14 protein-coding genes and 2 pseudogenes are annotated in these 15,416 nt (G+C 68.0%); 10 read left to right on the top strand and 6 right to left on the bottom strand.

Annotated features, from left to right (window positions below; translation table 11 throughout):
* Positions 1–30: 30 nt before the first annotated feature.
* Entirely contained in the window at positions 31–303 is a 273-nt protein-coding gene (locus tag WME82_RS17220) for a hypothetical protein (protein WP_438043704.1), read from the bottom strand.
* Between WME82_RS17220 and WME82_RS17215 the strand changes: the two genes are divergently transcribed.
* The 5 genes from WME82_RS17215 to WME82_RS17195 all read left to right on the top strand — a co-directional run bounded on the left by WME82_RS17215 (position 302) and on the right by WME82_RS17195 (position 5,566).
* Complete coding sequence (locus tag WME82_RS17215) at positions 302–2,212, top strand: ATP-binding protein (protein ID WP_438043703.1); 1,911 nt, start codon at positions 302–304, stop codon at positions 2,210–2,212. The two genes, WME82_RS17220 and WME82_RS17215, sit on opposite strands and share 2 nt — an antisense overlap.
* 262 nt (positions 2,213–2,474) lie before the next feature.
* Positions 2,475–3,038 (top strand): DUF99 family protein, encoded by a 564-nt coding sequence (locus tag WME82_RS17210; RefSeq protein ID WP_438043702.1) that lies wholly within the window; start codon positions 2,475–2,477, stop codon positions 3,036–3,038.
* Positions 3,025–3,723, top strand: a complete 699-nt coding sequence (locus WME82_RS17205; RefSeq protein WP_438043701.1) for an RNA ligase family protein — start codon at positions 3,025–3,027, stop codon at positions 3,721–3,723. The genes WME82_RS17210 and WME82_RS17205 overlap by 14 nt, the downstream gene beginning before the upstream one ends.
* On the top strand, positions 3,720–4,862 hold the full coding sequence (locus WME82_RS17200; protein ID WP_438043700.1) for a non-canonical purine NTP pyrophosphatase: 1,143 nt from the start codon (positions 3,720–3,722) through the stop codon (positions 4,860–4,862). Before WME82_RS17205 ends, WME82_RS17200 begins: the two co-directional genes overlap by 4 nt.
* Positions 4,859–5,566 (top strand): nucleotidyl transferase AbiEii/AbiGii toxin family protein, encoded by a 708-nt coding sequence (locus WME82_RS17195; protein ID WP_438043699.1) that lies wholly within the window; start codon positions 4,859–4,861, stop codon positions 5,564–5,566. The genes WME82_RS17200 and WME82_RS17195 overlap by 4 nt, the downstream gene beginning before the upstream one ends.
* 44 nt (positions 5,567–5,610) lie before the next feature.
* On the opposite strand, the pseudogene WME82_RS17190 reads toward WME82_RS17195, so the two are convergent.
* Together WME82_RS17190 and WME82_RS17185 are read right to left on the bottom strand one after the other, a co-directional pair.
* Positions 5,611–5,859: pseudogene (locus WME82_RS17190) on the bottom strand (ATP-binding protein); the annotation flags it as partial.
* A 55-nt stretch (positions 5,860–5,914) separates the two neighbouring features.
* Positions 5,915–6,061 (bottom strand): hypothetical protein, encoded by a 147-nt coding sequence (locus WME82_RS17185; RefSeq protein ID WP_437740584.1) that lies wholly within the window; start codon positions 6,059–6,061, stop codon positions 5,915–5,917.
* A gap of 45 nt (positions 6,062–6,106) precedes the next feature.
* Between WME82_RS17185 and istA (WME82_RS17180) the strand changes: the two genes are divergently transcribed.
* Positions 6,107–7,642 carry an IS21 family transposase gene (gene istA, locus WME82_RS17180; protein WP_437851704.1) on the top strand — a complete coding sequence of 512 codons (1,536 nt, stop codon included), beginning with the start codon at positions 6,107–6,109 and terminating at the stop codon, positions 7,640–7,642.
* An 11-nt stretch (positions 7,643–7,653) separates the two neighbouring features.
* Complete coding sequence (istB, locus tag WME82_RS17175) at positions 7,654–8,397, top strand: IS21-like element helper ATPase IstB (RefSeq protein WP_437851705.1); 744 nt, start codon at positions 7,654–7,656, stop codon at positions 8,395–8,397.
* A gap of 169 nt (positions 8,398–8,566) precedes the next feature.
* Here istB and WME82_RS17170 read toward each other — a convergent pair.
* From WME82_RS17170 to WME82_RS17160, 3 genes and pseudogenes are all read right to left on the bottom strand, one after another.
* Positions 8,567–9,025, bottom strand: a pseudogene (locus WME82_RS17170) (ATP-binding protein); the annotation flags it as partial.
* The gene (gene istA / locus WME82_RS17165; protein ID WP_438038547.1) at positions 9,022–10,509 is read right to left on the bottom strand and encodes an IS21 family transposase; all 1,488 of its coding nucleotides are present in this window, start codon (positions 10,507–10,509) and stop codon (positions 9,022–9,024) included. The gene istA (WME82_RS17165) and the pseudogene WME82_RS17170, both read right to left, overlap by 4 nt.
* Before the next feature lie 990 nt (positions 10,510–11,499).
* Positions 11,500–12,954, bottom strand: coding sequence for a hypothetical protein (locus WME82_RS17160; RefSeq protein ID WP_438043698.1), 1,455 nt, complete (start codon positions 12,952–12,954; stop codon positions 11,500–11,502).
* A 460-nt stretch (positions 12,955–13,414) separates the two neighbouring features.
* On the opposite strand from WME82_RS17160, the gene WME82_RS17155 reads away from it, so the two are divergent.
* The 3 genes from WME82_RS17155 to WME82_RS17145 all read left to right on the top strand — a co-directional run bounded on the left by WME82_RS17155 (position 13,415) and on the right by WME82_RS17145 (position 15,404).
* Positions 13,415–13,879 (top strand): hypothetical protein, encoded by a 465-nt coding sequence (locus tag WME82_RS17155; protein ID WP_438043697.1) that lies wholly within the window; start codon positions 13,415–13,417, stop codon positions 13,877–13,879.
* 269 nt (positions 13,880–14,148) lie between these two features.
* On the top strand, positions 14,149–14,544 hold the full coding sequence (locus tag WME82_RS17150) for a cupin domain-containing protein (RefSeq protein ID WP_437746551.1): 396 nt from the start codon (positions 14,149–14,151) through the stop codon (positions 14,542–14,544).
* A gap of 80 nt (positions 14,545–14,624) precedes the next feature.
* Entirely contained in the window at positions 14,625–15,404 is a 780-nt protein-coding gene (locus tag WME82_RS17145; RefSeq protein ID WP_438043696.1) for a hypothetical protein, read from the top strand.
* The last annotated feature ends 12 nt before the right edge of the window (positions 15,405–15,416 follow it).

Raw genomic sequence — 15,416 nt, 5'->3', positions numbered from 1 at the left:
ACCACCCGTTGACCGCTGAACCATCGTTTCTCAAAAAATTTCGAATACGCCGGTCTCAGGCGAATTCTCCGACCTCGCCCTGGTCATGATCTCCTGAGCTCCACAGGCCGGACTGCCGGGCTGAGCATGTTTCCTGACGTAGAGGGCCTGCGCCACAGTAGCCATGCGAGAGAACGCAACCATGCGGCCAAGCAGCCGCACGACGCCGAGCACGCTCCGCGGCATGGTGACGTGAACGGCGAGTTGCCACGTCAGCAGGCTCGTGCCTTGGCGCAGCTCTCGTGTTACGAGGTTGGTGTCCATGGGGGATGCTGGAGCGCCGGGCGCCACGGTCGCGAAAGAACGGTTCCGCAAGTGGAACGACTTCGTCCGTGAGCTGGATCTCGCCGACCCGCTGCGCCGTCTCGTACTCGACTCATGGGAGCGCAGCTGGGCGGCGGCGGTCGACCCCGTTCGTCCGCCCTTCCGGCGGATCAACGACGAGGAGCTCGCGAGGAGGCTGGAACGGAGCGCCGATCTGGTCGGGGCCGCCATCCCTCACCTGCACTGGGCCGCCGCGCTTCTACGGGCGTCGGAGCCGGCCGTCTACGTCGTCGACGGGGACGGCATCGTCCTTTACTCGGTCGGCGCGTCTCGTTCGATGATGGAGACATTCGGCCTCCTGCCCGGATTCGACTGGTCGGAGCGGGCGATGGGGACCAACGGCGCCGGCACCGCCATTGCCGCCAATCGCCCGGTGGCGATCGTCGGGCCGGAGCACTTCGCGAGCGCATTCGACGACTGCACGTGCACCGGCGCGCCGATCCACGCGCCCGACGGTACGATCATCGGCGCGATCGACGTCAGCACGTCCGTCGCGACCGGCAGCCCCGAGCGGCTCGCGCTGGTGGCGCACATCGCCTACACCATCGAGCGCGAGCTGCAGGCGTCATGGGAAAGTCGCCGCCGCGAGGCCGAGGAGGCGGGCCGGATCCAGGCCGAGGAGGCGCGCGAGCAGCTCGCCCGCCTGCAGGCCGTCACGGCCGCGCTCGCCCGCACGAGCACCGCCGGAGAGTCCGCCTGCGTCGCGATCCGCGCGATCGGCGCGATCCTGCGGGCCGAGGGCGCGCGCGCCTACCTGCGAACGGACGACCCGCGAGGGCTGCGCCTCGTGGCCTCGACCGGCGACGACGGGACGGCGCCTTTCCCGGCAATCCCGTCCGATCCGGAGCAGCCGATCGTCCTGGCCCTGTACCGCGGTGAGCTGGTCATCCTGCCGGACCCCGACGAGGTCGAGGGGGCCACCACGCGCTTCGCCCCGAGCCCCACCATGTCCGCGATGGCCTCGCCACGCCTCGTGGCGCTGCCGCTCCGGATCCACGGTCGGGATCTCGGCGGCCTGGTATTCGTCATCGAGGGTCCGTGCCGCCTCGATCCGGCGATGCGCCAGCTGGTCGCCACGATGGCGGATCAGTGCGCTCAGGCGGTCGAGCGCAATTCCCTCTTCGAGTCGGAGAAGCGCGCCCGCGCCGAGGCACAGGATGCGGTCCGGCAGCGCGAGCAGATGCTCGGCATCGTGGCTCACGATCTTCGCAATCCCCTCAGCGCGATCATGCTCCGGGCGGCCCTGCTGAAGCGGGAGCTGGCGTCCCGCGTCGACGAGGAGAAGTGGCGGGACGGCGTACGGACGATCGAGCGCGCAGCGCGCCACAGCAACCGCCTCATCGCCGACCTGCTCGACGTGGCGAGCATCGACGCCCGCCGATTGTCGATCCTGCCCGCCCCCCACGAGGTCTCCGACCTCGTGGGGGATGCGACGGAAACCGTGCGCTTCGGCGCGACCGGCCGCTCGTTGTCGGTGCACGTGGAGGTTCCGGCGGATCTGCCGCGGGTGCTCGCCGATCGCGACCGGGTCGTCCAGGTCCTCTCCAACCTGCTCGGGAATGCCCACAAGTTCACGCCCGACGGCGGGGCGATCGGCGTGCGTGCCGAGGCGCTCGACGGCGAGGTGGGGATCCACGTCCGGGATTCCGGTGTCGGAATCGAGGCCGAACACCTCCGACGCATCTTCGACCCGTACTGGACGCGCCCGAACAACAGACAGCGCGGCACTGGCCTCGGTCTGGCGATTGCGCGGGGGATCGTCCAGGCGCACGGCGGGCGAATCTGGGTGGAGAGCCGGGTCGGCGACGGAAGCACCTTCTCGTTTACCTTGCCGCTCGCCGATCGCTGAAGCGCACCCTGCGAGGCGCCGGACTGGACCGGTGACTGGCCAACACGGCATGTGTATAAAATATTACACAACCTAGTGAACCATTTGGATCTGTTGCTTTTTTTGTAGAAGGACCGGTGGATCGTACTGTTTGTACGTGATGTCATCCGTTGGTCGTCAACGGAAAATTTCCAGCATGTCGAAATGGTATTGAGCAGGCTATCCTTCGCAGGCTGTTGACCGTGACGCCATTTGTTTAAAGTAAGCGCTCCAACGCCGAGTCATGCGCAGCCGACGAATTTCAAACGTGATTGGGTTCGACGATGCGCCGTTCGAGCGGGGGATGGGTGGGAAGGTAGCGCTCGTGGGGACGGTTTGTTCGGGGACGCGGCTCGACATCGTGGTGCGTGGGCACGTCGAGCAAGATGGCAGCGACGCCACCGGGGTGATGGCAGAGCTCGTGAAAGAGAACGAGCTGGTTCACGTGCGCGGCGTGCTGATGCAGGGCATCACGGTGGCGGGGTTCAATGTCGTCGACATCAACGCCCTGGCGGAGGAGCTCGGGGTGCCGGTGATGGTCGTGATGCGCAAGCGGCCAAAGATGCAGAAGTTCCTCGAAGCGCTCGAACAGGTGAAGAGCGCGCGCGAGAAGCGGAGCGTGCTCGAGCGAGCCGGGCCGATCGAGCCTTGCGCTGGCCTGTGGGTGCACCGCGCCGGCTTGTCGCTCGAGGAGGGGCGCGAGCTCATCCAACGGACCACGTTGCACGGCGCCATCCCCGAGCCGCTGCGCCTCGCGCACATCATCGCGGGAGGGACGACGCGTGGAGTGAGCCGTGGTCGAGCTTGAACGCCCGCTCGGTCGCAAGGCTTACTTCAAGATTCCGCACCTGCCCGGCTCTCGCACTGGCTCGTCCGACCGCACCGCGCCGCGCGAGCTTGCCGAGCGCTGTCTGGTCGCGCCGCGCCCCGGAGAAGAGGTACTCGTGCAAGAGAAGCTCGACGGCTCCTGCGTCGCGGTCGCGCGCCTCGGCGACGCCGTGCTGGCGCTGGGCCGTGAAGGCACGCTCGCCGCGCGCTCCGAGAACCCCGGGCGCCAGATGTTCGCGGCCTGGGTCGAGCAGCGTGCGACCTCGTTTCGCGAGCTGCTCCACCCCGGTGGGTGGCTCGTCGGCGAATGGCTCGCGCTTGCGCATTCGACCCGTTACGAGCTCCGCCACGAGCCATTCGTGGTCTTCGACGCCTTTCATGAGGGCCGACAATGGACGTTCGACGAGCTCGACGCTCGGTTGCAAGGCGCATTTCCTCGTCCGGCGCTCTTGCATCGAGGTGGCGCGCTCGGCATCTCGGCCATGCTCGAACGGTTGGGCGGAGGCGGCCACGGCGCCATCGAGCCGCCGGAAGGCGCTGTTTGGCGGATCGAGCGCGCCGGGCGCGTCGTCGGCATGGCGAAATACGTGCGCAGGGACAAGATCGACGGTGCGCTCCTTCCCGAGAATTCAGGGCATGAAGCGGTCTGGAACTGGAAGCCATGAAGACGGTCACCTTCGTCACCGGTAACGGCTGGCGGCACGACGAGGCGAAGCGCCTTCTATCGGGGCTGCACGTCGAACGCGCGCGCATCACGCTCGCCAAAGGCGACTCCGAGAAGCTCGAAGAGATCGCCACGGCGCGCGTGCTCGACGCCTTCAGGCAGCTCGAAACACCTTGCTTCATCGAAAATACGGGCATGTACCTGGAGTCGAGCGAGGCCTTCGCGGGGGCGCAGGTGAAGCAGCTGCTGCAAGAGCTCGGGCCCGCCGCTTTCAGCGCTCGCTTCGGTGGGCTGCGCGGCGTGACCCGCGTGGTGGTGGCGTACACGGAGGACGGCCGCAGCGTGAAGCTCTTCGCAGGTGAAAACTCCGGGAGCGTCGCGAAGGGACCGCGCGGCGAGCAGGGCTACGGCTGGGACCCTGTGTGGATCCCGGACGGCTTCGAGCGCACGCTGGCCGAGCTCCGGAGTTCGAAATATGTCGTCAATATGCGGCTTTTGCCTTTTCTCGAGCTCGCCGCCGAGCTGCGTGGCACGGGCTTCGAAGGCGTGTTCGAGTCTCACGTGACCGTCGCCGCCTGCGACGAAGCCGCGTTCGCCAGGACCTGCGACGCGCTCGGCGTGAGGGCGCTGTTCATCTCGCTGCCGCGCGGCCGAACGCCGCGCCAGCCGATGACGGGAGCACACCACCGCGGCTCGCTGCAGGAGGTCCTGCTGGTCGTACATCAGCTGGCTCGCGATCTCGCGCAAGCTGGCTTCGAGGTCATCCGCACCAAGGTGGAGGCCGTCGGCCCGCATCGCGATCTGCCGCTCACGGACGATGTGGCCGCGCGGGCGCCGCGTACCAACTACTTCGAGCACCACGCCAAGGTCGTGCTGCCTTCGCCTCACAGCGAGGCCGAGGTTTCGCGCGCATTTGCCGAGCTGGGGGCCTACCTGTCGCGCGGCGCGCCGCGTGCGGACGGCGTCGAGCTCCGCTTCGTCACGCTGCGCTCGTGGGGCCTGGGGCAGGCTTCGGCCGACGCGCGCTTCGATCAGGTGCTGGCGCTCGCAGCGCGGCTCGGTCTGCCTCTGCGCAATCGTACGCGCGAGTACACCGTCTATGATTCGGCGCTCGATGTGGACACGGGGTGGATGGCTTGAGCCTGATCCGTTCGTGGCTCGAGCTCATGCCGCGCACCGAGTTCGGTGCCGACGCCGTGCTGCGAGGCAGCCAGCTCACGGCGAGCTGGGTCCCCGGGCGCGTCGCGGCGGATCTCGACTTCGTTCTCATGGGCGACTGGAGCCTCGACCGCGCCACGCGCGTCGTGAATCAGCTCCTGGGTTCGAGCGAGCTGCCGGCTGAAGGCGTCGTCGCTGACCTCTGCGTCAAAGCGTGGGGCATCTGGCTCGAGACGCCCTGGCCTGGCCTGCGGCTCGAGCTCTCACGCGGCGAACGAAAGCTACAGGTCGACTTCGGTTGGGGCGAGGTGCTCGGCGTCGCTCCGCGCCCCTTCGAGCTGGAAGGTTTCACGCTGCCGGCCGTCGCGCCCGAGGTGATGTTCGCCTGGAAGGTTCACTCGCTGGTGGAGCTCGGTCCGCGTGGTCGCTGGCACCCGAAGACGCTCATCGATCTGGTGCTCTTGGCTCGGCACTGCACGCTCGATCCCGTGGCCACCAAGCGTTGCGTCGAGAGCGCCTTCGCCAGCCGCGAAATGAGCCTCAGCGCGCTCGACGCTTTCTTCACGGCCGAGGATTGGGGGTCCGGCCGCAGCAGCCGTCACAAGTGGAAGAAGTTGTTGATGATCGCGGCAATCCGCAGGGATTCGGTGAAGTTCACCGGTGAAATCCGCGCCCGGTGCCGGTGAAACCCGCAGCCGACGCCGGTGAAGTTCACCGGTGAAGAGGCGGCTCAGTGCTTCTTGGCGCGGCGCTGCTTGATGCGGGAGGCGCTCAGCTCCTTGGCTTCCTTGAGCCGGTAGCTCTCGGCCTCGATCTCGATCACCTCGGCCCGGTGCACGAGCCGGTCGACGAGCGTGACGACGCAGGCGGCGTGCGGGAAGACCTGGCCCCAGTCGGAGAATGCCTTGTTCGTGCTGAGCAGGATCGGCTTCTGCGCGTCGTAGCGACGAGTGACGACCTCGAACAGCAGGTCGGCGTAGTGCGGATTTCACGCCATCGTGATCACCGAGATCACCGCATCGTGATCGCTCGGATCACCGCATCGTGATCACCAGGATCACCATCGTGATCATCGGGATCACGGTCGTGATCGCGCGGATCGCCGCTCGTGATCGCGCTGGTGCATCCTGCGCGGCCCACGAGGCTGAGGCGTAGCGGCGCTGGACGTCGGGTCCACCCACCCGGGCCTCAGAGGAGGGTCCCAGGTGGCGACGGAGCGACTGTCCATGCACAAAACACGAGAGATTCTTCGGCAGAAGTGGCTCCTGGGCCGCACGCACCGGCAGACGGCGGTGAGCAACGGCACGAGCCCGGGGGCGGTGGGCAACGTCCTGGCACGCGCCAAGGCCGCCGGCCTCACGGCTTGGGAGCAGGTCACGCAGCTGGACGACGATGCCCTGGAGCGGGCGCTCTACGGCACGTCCGTCGTCGAGCCGGGGGTCGCGCCCGTCGAGCCCGACTGCGCCTGGATTCACCGCGAGCGGCACCGGCCCCACGTGACGCTGGAGCTACTGCACCTGGAGTACCTGCGCCAGCATCCCAACGGTCTTCGCTACACTGCCTTCTGCAACCGCTACCGGACGTGGCTCGATCGGCGCGGCCTGGTGATGCGCCAGGTCCACGTTGCGGGCGAGAAGATGTTCGTCGACTACGCCGGCAAGAAGCCGAGCCTCGTGGACCCCGCTACAGGCACGGTCGCCGAGGTCGAGCTGTTCGTCGCGGTGCTCGGCGCCTCCAGCTATACGTACGCTGAGGCGACGCGCAGCCAGAGGGGACCGGACTGGATCGGAAGCCACTGCCGCGCCTTCGTGTTCTTCGGCGGTGTGCCGCGCGCTGTCGTGTGCGACCAGCTCAAGAGCGGCGTCACGCGCGCCTGCCGGTATGAGCCTCAGGTGCAGCGGACATACGAGGAGATGGCCGAACATTACGGCACGACGGTGCTGCCCGCGCGACCGAAGCATCCACGCGATAAGGCCAAGGTCGAGGTCGCCGTGCAGGTCGTCGAGCGATGGATTCTTGCCCGTATTCGCAACGAGGTGTTTCACTCGCTCGCAGCGCTCAACGCGCGCATCGCCGAGCTGCTGGCCGACATCAACAGCCGTGTGATGAAGCGCTACGGCGAGAGCCGAAAGGAGCTCTTCGAGAAGCTCGAGAAGGCAGCGCTCGCCGCCCTGCCTGCGGAGGCATTCGAGTACGCCGAGTGGAAGAAGGCGCGTGTCAACATCGACTACCACGTGGTCTTCGACGACCACTTCTACTCGGTCCCCCACGTGCACGTGCACGAGGAAGTCTGGATAAGGGCGACGGTCGCAACGGTCGAGGTCCTGCTGCGCAGCCGCCGGATCGCATCGCACCCCCGCTCGCGAGCGCGCGGGCAGCACTCGACCGTGCGTGAGCACATGCCGAGCGCCCACCGGGCGCATGCGGAGTGGACGCCCTCGCGCCTGCTCGCGTGGGCCGAGAAGATCGGCCCGGCAACCCGGCAGCTCTGCGCGGCGATCCTGGCCGAGCGGCCTCACCCCGAGCAGGGTTTCCGGTCCTGCCTTGGCCTGCTGCGCCTCGGCAAGCGCTACGGCCAGGAGCGGCTGGAGGCTGCCTGCGTGCGCGCCGGGCACGTCCGCGCTCGCTCCTACCGGCACGTCGAGTCGATCCTGAAGAACGGGCTCGATCGCATGCCGCTCGCTCATGACGACGGCGCCCCGGCCGCCCCTCAGCCCATCGACCACGAGAACATCCGTGGCCGTGACTATTACCTCAACTGACGGAGAACGACGTGTTGACCGAACCGACGCTCGAGAAGCTGAAGAGCCTTCATCTGTACGTGATGGCGAACGCCTGGGTGGGGCAGCGGACTGACCCCGCGATCGCCGAGCTCGACTTCGATGGCCGCTTTGCGCTGCTCGTCGACGCCGAGCACATCGCCCGTGACAACAAGCGGATCGGGCGCCTGCTGCGCGAGGCGAAGCTGCGGATCCCGAGCGCTTGCCTGGAGGACATCGACTACACGCCGAAGCGGGAGCTCGACCGGGCCCAGATCCGCCAGCTCTCCTCGGGTCGCTGGATCGCCGACCACGCCAACGTGCTCATCACCGGGATGACCGGCGTGGGCAAGAGCTACCTGGCCTGCGCCTTGGCACACCAGGCGTGCCGCGCTGGCTTCCGTGCGCTCTACCGGCGCGTGCCGCGCCTGCTCGAGGAGCTTGCCCTCGCGCACGCCGACGGGACGTACACGCGCCTGCTGGGGCGGCTGGCGAAGATCGACGTGCTCGTGCTCGATGACTGGGGACTCGCCCCGCTCAAGGACCAGGAGCGCCGCGACCTGCTCGAGGTCTTCGAGGACCGTCACGGCCTGCGGTCGACAGTCATCACCAGCCAGATTCCTGTCGGAAAGTGGCACGATCACCTTGGGGACCCGACAATCGCCGACGCGGTCCTGGACCGCATCGTCCACAACGCGCACCGCGTCGCGCTGAAGGGCCCCTCGCGTCGCAAGGACAAGGAGACCACGGAGACCTGAACCCCAGACCCCGACGGACCAGCGTCGCTTCGCTCCGAGGGCGATCACGATGCGCGATCGCGGTGATCACGATGGCGTGATCTGCGTGATCACGATGGGCGGTCTCCGCAGCGTAGCGACCATCGTAGGAGAGATAGCCGACTTCATCGATGCAAAGAAGGGCGGGAACCGTGTAGCGGTGCAGCCGGCGCGCGAGCGCGGCCGAGGACTCCTGCGCGGCGAGGTCGGCGAGCATGTCGCTCGCGGTCGAGAAGCGGACCGTGTGACCGCGGACGACGGCCTGGTGGGCGACGTTCTTCAGGATCATGGTCTTGCCGACGCCGTTGGGGCCGACGAGCACGGCGTTGTGGCCGGTGGTGATGAAGCCGGGAGCGAAGAGGTCGTCGACGGCCTCGCGGTCGATTTTCTTGGGCCAGGACCAGTCGAAGTCGGCCATGGGCTTGAAGGCGGCTACGCGGGAGTTTTTGATGCGGCGTTCGAGGCTGCGCTTGTGGCGCTCGCGCTCCTCGATGGCGAGCACCTCGCGAAGCCAGGGCTTGTCGGCGAGCTCCTCCCAGCACGCGAGCAGACCAAACAGGCCGAGGCCCTTCAGGCGGGCCTTCGTCTCAGCGGGCGTTAGATCGGTCATGGCGTCGGGTCCTTCTTCAGGGCGTCGTAGGTGGCGAGCGAATGCGGCGTGACGACGAGGGCGGCGTGCTGGCCGCGCGTGACGGGGATCGAGACCGGAGGCGGCAGGTGGCGCTCGGAGCGGCGGCGGTCGATCACCTGGCGCACGGCGCCGACGTGGATGGTGTCGCGCTCGAGCACCTCGACGAGCGCCTCTTCGAGCTCGGCGGCGCCGACGGCGTCGAGCAGGTGTAGAAGCCGGGCGATGGCGCTGCCGACGTTGTCTCCGCGCTCGGCGACGATGCGCAGGAATGCCTGGCTGCTGCGGGCGGCGCGGGCGAGGCGATCGAGGCCGCGATGCTCGCGGGCGCGGCGCTTCTCGTCGACCAGGCGCTGGATGTGCACGGGCTGCTCGATCTGCTGGCCGCGGTCCCACGAGCGGACATGGGTCGCGACGATCTCGTTGCCGTCGGCGATGCGCACTTGCTCGAGGTCGGCGAGGACGACGAGCGTGCGGCTCGTCCGGTCGTGGGGAACCGAGTAGTCGTTGAGATCGAAGCGCGCGTAGGGGGTCTTTCCGACCTCGACCTCGACGCGCTCGTGAGCTGGAAACGGCGTGTCGGGGGGCCCGAGCAGCACGCTGCGCTCGTCCTCGAAGGCCTGGCGCACGGTGCGGGCGCGGTCCTCGACCCAGGAGCGATCGAGCGCTGCGGAGCTGGTCCACTCGGTCGCTTGTCGGTTGAGGTCGTCGAGGTCGGCGTAGGTCCGGGCCTCGAAGAACGCCTCGCGGACATAGCGGATGGCGCGCTCGACGCGGCCCTTCTCGTTGCCGCGGGCGACGGCGACAGGGCGCGGCTCGAAGCGGTAATGCCCCGAGAGCTCCAACAGCATGGGGTGGAACCGGATCGCGTCGCCGTGACGCTCCACGACAGCGCTCTTGAGGTTGTCGTAGAGCAGCACGCGCGGGACGCCGTCGATATCGGCGAACGCCTCGACATGCCCGCGAACGAAGAAGGGCATCGCCGCGCTCGGGAAGAAGCGCAGGAAGATCCGCCGCGAGTAGCTGAGTACCATGACGAAGGCCCAGAGGGGGCGCAGCGCCCGGCCGACAGCCAGCTTGCCGAAGTGCGCCCAGTCGACCTGCGCTTGCTCGCCGGGCAGCGTGCGCAGCCGCTGGAATGCCTCTGCGGGCTTCTTGGGGCGGAGACGGCCGATCACCCGGCGCAGATGATCGGGACCGCCCGGATAGCCCCGCTCCTTGAGCATGCCGAAGAGGCGACTCGAGCGCAGCGAGGGATACTTGCCGAGCTGCTCGACGATGAAGGGCACGAACGGGTCGACCATCGACGGGCGCGGCGCGACGACCTTCGGATCGACGCCCGCTTGCCCGAGCACGCGCTGCACGGTGGTGTGGTGCAGCCCGAGCTGGGCGGCAATGGTGCCCACGGGCCACTTCTCGCCGTGGTAGAGGCGCAGAACCTCGGCCTCCGTCTCTTTCGCGATCACCGCCGCCTCCCGTCACCGCGGAGGGCTTCGTGGGACGCGGGGAGCGCGTCGGTGAACAGCTGACCGAGCGCGCCGCTCGCGCAGGGCCCAGGGCGGAAGCCGCGCTCCGCAGAGCGAGCAGCGGCCGACATCTCGGCTCCAATCGTCATCGTTGTCCTTTCGGCCGGGGGTGATCTCCGGCGCGAGCTGAGACATCGACGCGGCCGCGGCTTGTGTCACCCCGTGATGCGTCACTTTCTGCGCGGAGAACTTGTCCCGCTGCCGGTCCCGATACCGGGCCTGGCGAGCGGCATGGAGGCGGCGAGCGCGAGGCCGGGTCTGGTAGGCCACGCCGGCGCGGCGGAGCGACTCACGACGCCGGAGCGGGCCGCAGTCGGGGCAGAGGCGCTGGCCGCGATCGCAGCGACGGCAGAGGCGAAGCTGGATGCGGCAGCGGGCGCAGTGGGCGAGGCGATAGACGGACGAAGGCAACGGGCTCCATGACGCCGCTTTCTGGACCTGGAGCCCGGCTTGTGATGAAGGTGGGGCACTCCGGCAACGCGGAGCTCCAGAAGGCCCGAGGGTGGCAGCCCTCGGGCCTTCGACTTTTCGGCGGGCGTAACGTCTACGCCGCGGAGGCGAGCGCGGCCCAGATCGGCGTGGGTGCCAGCGGTGAACGGTGAACGCTGCCGATCATGGGGCCGCGATCTTCACCGGTCGGACGCGGGACGCGATGATCACCGACAGAAGTACGTGGCAACGGCGCCGTGGGTCACCTTCTCGCGCACCGACGCCATCAGCGAAGCGCGCGAGGTAGTGCGGTCGTTCCTGCACCCCGTCAGCTGACGAAGCCGCGCCGAACACCGAGCGCCGGCTCGAGGTCCCGGACACCGAGAGCCTCGGCCGGCGCGCGGTGCCACTCGAGTCAGCTCACCACTGCCGGAGCGTAACCAGGTTCAGGTGTGCCTGCTCGTTGCCGGACACGTGCTCGACTCCGACGCGCGCGTTCGTCTAGAATCCCTTCTTCCGGAGGACGAACTGTCCGCCATCGGTCGGCGGAGCGTAGCTCTTTCCTGAAAAATCGAAGGCCGTTTCCCAGGCCCCGCTGACCCAAACGCCGCCTTTCGTATCGACGGCGACGTGCGTCAGACCGTTCGGGTTACCGGTCGCGAGCTCGACGCTCTCGCCCTTCGTTCCGTCTGCCGCAAAGCGCGTGAGGCGCCCTCCTTTTGCATCTACTTCCGTGCCGAGCCAGCCGAAGCGACCGGCCACGTAGCTTTGACCATCGCCGCCGAGGGCCAGCGCGTTGCCGAAATAGTCTGGTCCACCGAGGCGGCTCGCCCAATGCACCGTCTCACCGTCCTCGAAATCATAGAGGACCGACTCCGATCTTTCCTCGAAGGTGTCCGTATGATCGAGGAAGGTCGATGTCGACGTCTGTGTGGCGAGGAGGAGGAGGCGTCCGGAAGCGGTCGACTTCAGGTCTTTCACATAGTCGAAGGTCGCCCCGCCAAAGCGGAGCGCGCGCAGAGGATCGCCGCTCTCCGGGTCGAGCCAGGCGAGCCAGCCGTTGTAGACAGCTGGATTTTCCTGCCCTCCAGCCTTTTCGAGCTCTGTCTCTCCGATCGTGAGTATTCCAGTGAACGCGCCGCCGGCGAGGATCTCACCGCCCCGATTGAACGTGAGGGAAATCGTGTATCCCTGGCTGATGTCGTGCTCGAACGTCGTGCTCCAGATCTCTTCTAGGGTCGACCCAGAGAACTTCATGATCTGAGGTTTTTGCACGGATGCGTCGTCGTTATACACGCCGAGACCAACGACGACGTCGCCATCCGCGTCAACCGCGATCGTGCTCAGAGGAGAGCTGCCTTCGAGGGTGACTCCGGCCGCAAGGGCGATCGAAAAGTCGGGGTTCACCTTGACCAGATAAAACCCTTCCTCGACGGTCGTGAGGGTGAACTCGCCGAAGGTCATGTCCATGTAGAGCTGACCGACGAGGAAGATCGAGCCCTCCGCGTCGATCGCCATCAACTCTGGCTCGGCGGCTCCGGGCAGCGCGAGCGCGTGGAGAACTTCGCCGGTCGCCGAGTACTCCGCAAGAAAGGGCTCGTCGATCGAATCGGGGAGGAGCTCCGCGGGAGCTCGAGCTCCGACCGTGATGACCGATCCGTTCTGGGTCGCTGCGAGCGGTTGACCGAGGCCAAAGACGTTGCGCCGCGGGAAGCTCAGAAGAAATTCCTCGCCGGCCCCATCGGGGTCGGGCTGCGCTCCGCCGCTCCCGTTCGCGCCGCCACTCGCTGCGCCACCCGCACCAGCACCGCCACTTGCTCCGCCGTCGCCCGCGCCCCCGGTTGACGCATCTCCGCCGGACGCGTTCTCCGCATTCGCCGCCGGTCCGCCCGTCGTCCCGCACGCGAGGAGAACGAAGGGCAACGCGAGAGCGATGAAGCGGCGTACTTGCGACATCGGGATCTGACCAAGGCCGACTTTGGCACACTCTGACACGCGTCCAAGGTCGCGACTTCCTCGGCCGAGGCCAAGGACCAGCGCGATCCCAGAGCGTTTCCGGAGACTTCGAAGAGGCGAGGAGCGGGGCATCGTCCCCGTCAGAGCAGACTTCGTGCCGCTTTGATGCCTCGCCCTCGATTGGCTGATGGGAGTCTTCCTGGCAGGGGAAGTTCCTTGGTCGCCTCCGGGGTTCCCCCTCTACGTCAGGGAAGGTGTCGCCGAGGGACCACGCGCAGCGACATCTCGCGAGCTCCCCAGCTCGCCTCCAGCAGGTGGATATCGCTTTCCCTTGCGTCTCTTGCGCTCTTGCGGTGTCCTCTCCATGGATCACGTCGTTGGCGGCGGGGGATCGCATTGGAGGACGAGCATGGAGAGCTTCTCGCGATGGTCAATGGGGGTGTCTGGGCTCGGGCTGGTCATGGCCCTGACGGGAGCCGCCGGCTGTTTCGGCATGGCCGAGGGGGAGGACGCAGCGCTGGCCGAGCCGATCGCGGCGGGGGCGCAAGCGCTGACCGGGTGGCAGTGCGCGGCGTGCGTCAGCGGTGAAACCACGCACTCCGTGTCGCTGAGCCAGGGCAGCGCGCTCGGCTGCGCGAACGGCGAGGCCTACCGCTGCGAGCTCATCCCCTGGGCGACGCGGGCGTCCTTCGCGCACTGCGGCGCCTCCGTCGCCTGTCCGCCCGGCTGGTACGTGAGCGGCTCTCAGAGCGGGCCGAGCTACTGCGCCGGGATCTACGACCGGATCTCGTGCGGGGCGGTGCCGTACCCGAGCGGGACCTACGCGACGTGCGACCCGATCTGCTACCCCGGCTTCACCGAGACGGTGGTGAATGCCGGCGTGCCGAGCTGTGATTACCAGGACAAGCGCACCTGCGTGAAGTGAGCGGCGGCGCCACCTCCCGCCGGCAGCCCGAGCAGGCGACCGATCGCCTCGTGAACGACCCGGGCCCCCACCTCATCCCCGAGGGCGACGGCGCGGCTCAAGGTGCTGGCGAGCGAGGCGACCACCGCGGTCCGACGCGACGTCTCGGTCCGCCTCCGCGGGATCGTTTCACCAGGGATTGCTGACGCGCGGAACCAGGGCGGCCGCGAAGCGGGATGCTGGGAAAAAATCTACAATCGCCGGCGCGCGCGAGGGCCCATGGTGAGCGCATGACCCGACACGACCCCCACGCTTTTCTTCTCTCCGACACCTACGTGCAGCTCCTCGACGGCGGCGCCGCGAAGCTGGTCCCTGTGGACGCCGAGTTCTGGGCGAAAATCGGCGAGCGCAAGGAGCTGCACGCCGGCCGCATGGTGGGCCTCTTTCACATGGATGAGAGCCCCGATCACCGCGAGGTCCACCCCCGCGGCGACGAGGTCCTGATCCTGCTCTCCGGCTCGGTCGACGTCGTGCTGGAAGACGAGGGCGGCGAGCGCGTGATCGAGCTGCGCGATCAGGGCACGTGCATCGTCCCTCGCGGCGTCTGGCACGGGCAGATCGTGCGCGCGCCGAGCGTGATGATCTTCATCACGCCCGGCGAGGGTACCCAGCACCGCGCGTGCTGATCGCACGCGCTCCGCTCGTCGTGGGCGTTGCGCCCATCCTTGGATGTGACTATGGCGTTCGCCGAGCCGAACGACTTCGCATGACCCACGATGCTCTACCTGGAGCGGTGAGCGACCGCTTCGACATGTTCACGCGCGCAGAGCGCCCGGATCTCGGCGCCCTGATGGATGTCGTCGTCGCGCAGGCATGGGCCGCGACGCCGTTCATCTACGCCAACGACGTCGAGGACGCCTATCTGGAGATCCTACGGGAGACCCCCGCGTTCACGTTCGGCCTCGTCGAGAGGGCGACGGGGCGCCTGGCCGCCGTCGGCAACGCCGCTCCGATCGCCGTGCGGAGCGACGATCTGGCGGCGCCGCCCGACAGCGGCTGGAGGTGGCAGGTCCTCCGTGCGAAGGCGGTCCGCGGCGGCGAGCCGCCAACCCACCTGGGCGCCTTCACCGCCTCGGTGTCGCCGCTGTTCCGCGGCCAGGGCGTGAGCGCGCTCGTTCTCGCCGGCTTCAAGGCGCTGGCGCGGCGATCGGGCCTCTCCGGCGTGCTCGCCCCGGTGCGCCCCCCGTCCAAGGCATCCTGCCCAGGCATCGACATCGAGGAGTTCCTCGATCGCGCCCGCGAGGACGGCTTGCCCACCGACCCGTGGGTCCGAACGCATGTCCGCGTTGGGGGCCGGATCGCCGGGACTCCCCGTTGCGCCCTCGTGGTCGACCTGGAGCTCGATTTCTGGGAGGTGTGGCTCGGCAGGCCTATCCTGCCTTCCGAGCGGTCTTTCGAGATCCCCGGCGGCCTTGCCCCCGTGTACGTCCAGGGTCGGCGCGGACGTTATGAAGAGCCAGCCGTCTGGATCGTTCACTCGCTCTGACCCAGAGCTGGA

Origin of the sequence: Sorangium sp. So ce128 (assembly GCF_051525245.1) — a bacterium.
In the GTDB taxonomy this organism is placed as follows: domain Bacteria; phylum Myxococcota_A; class Polyangia; order Polyangiales; family Polyangiaceae; genus Sorangium; species Sorangium cellulosum_B.
This window is presented reverse-complemented; position numbering and strand designations above follow the sequence as displayed.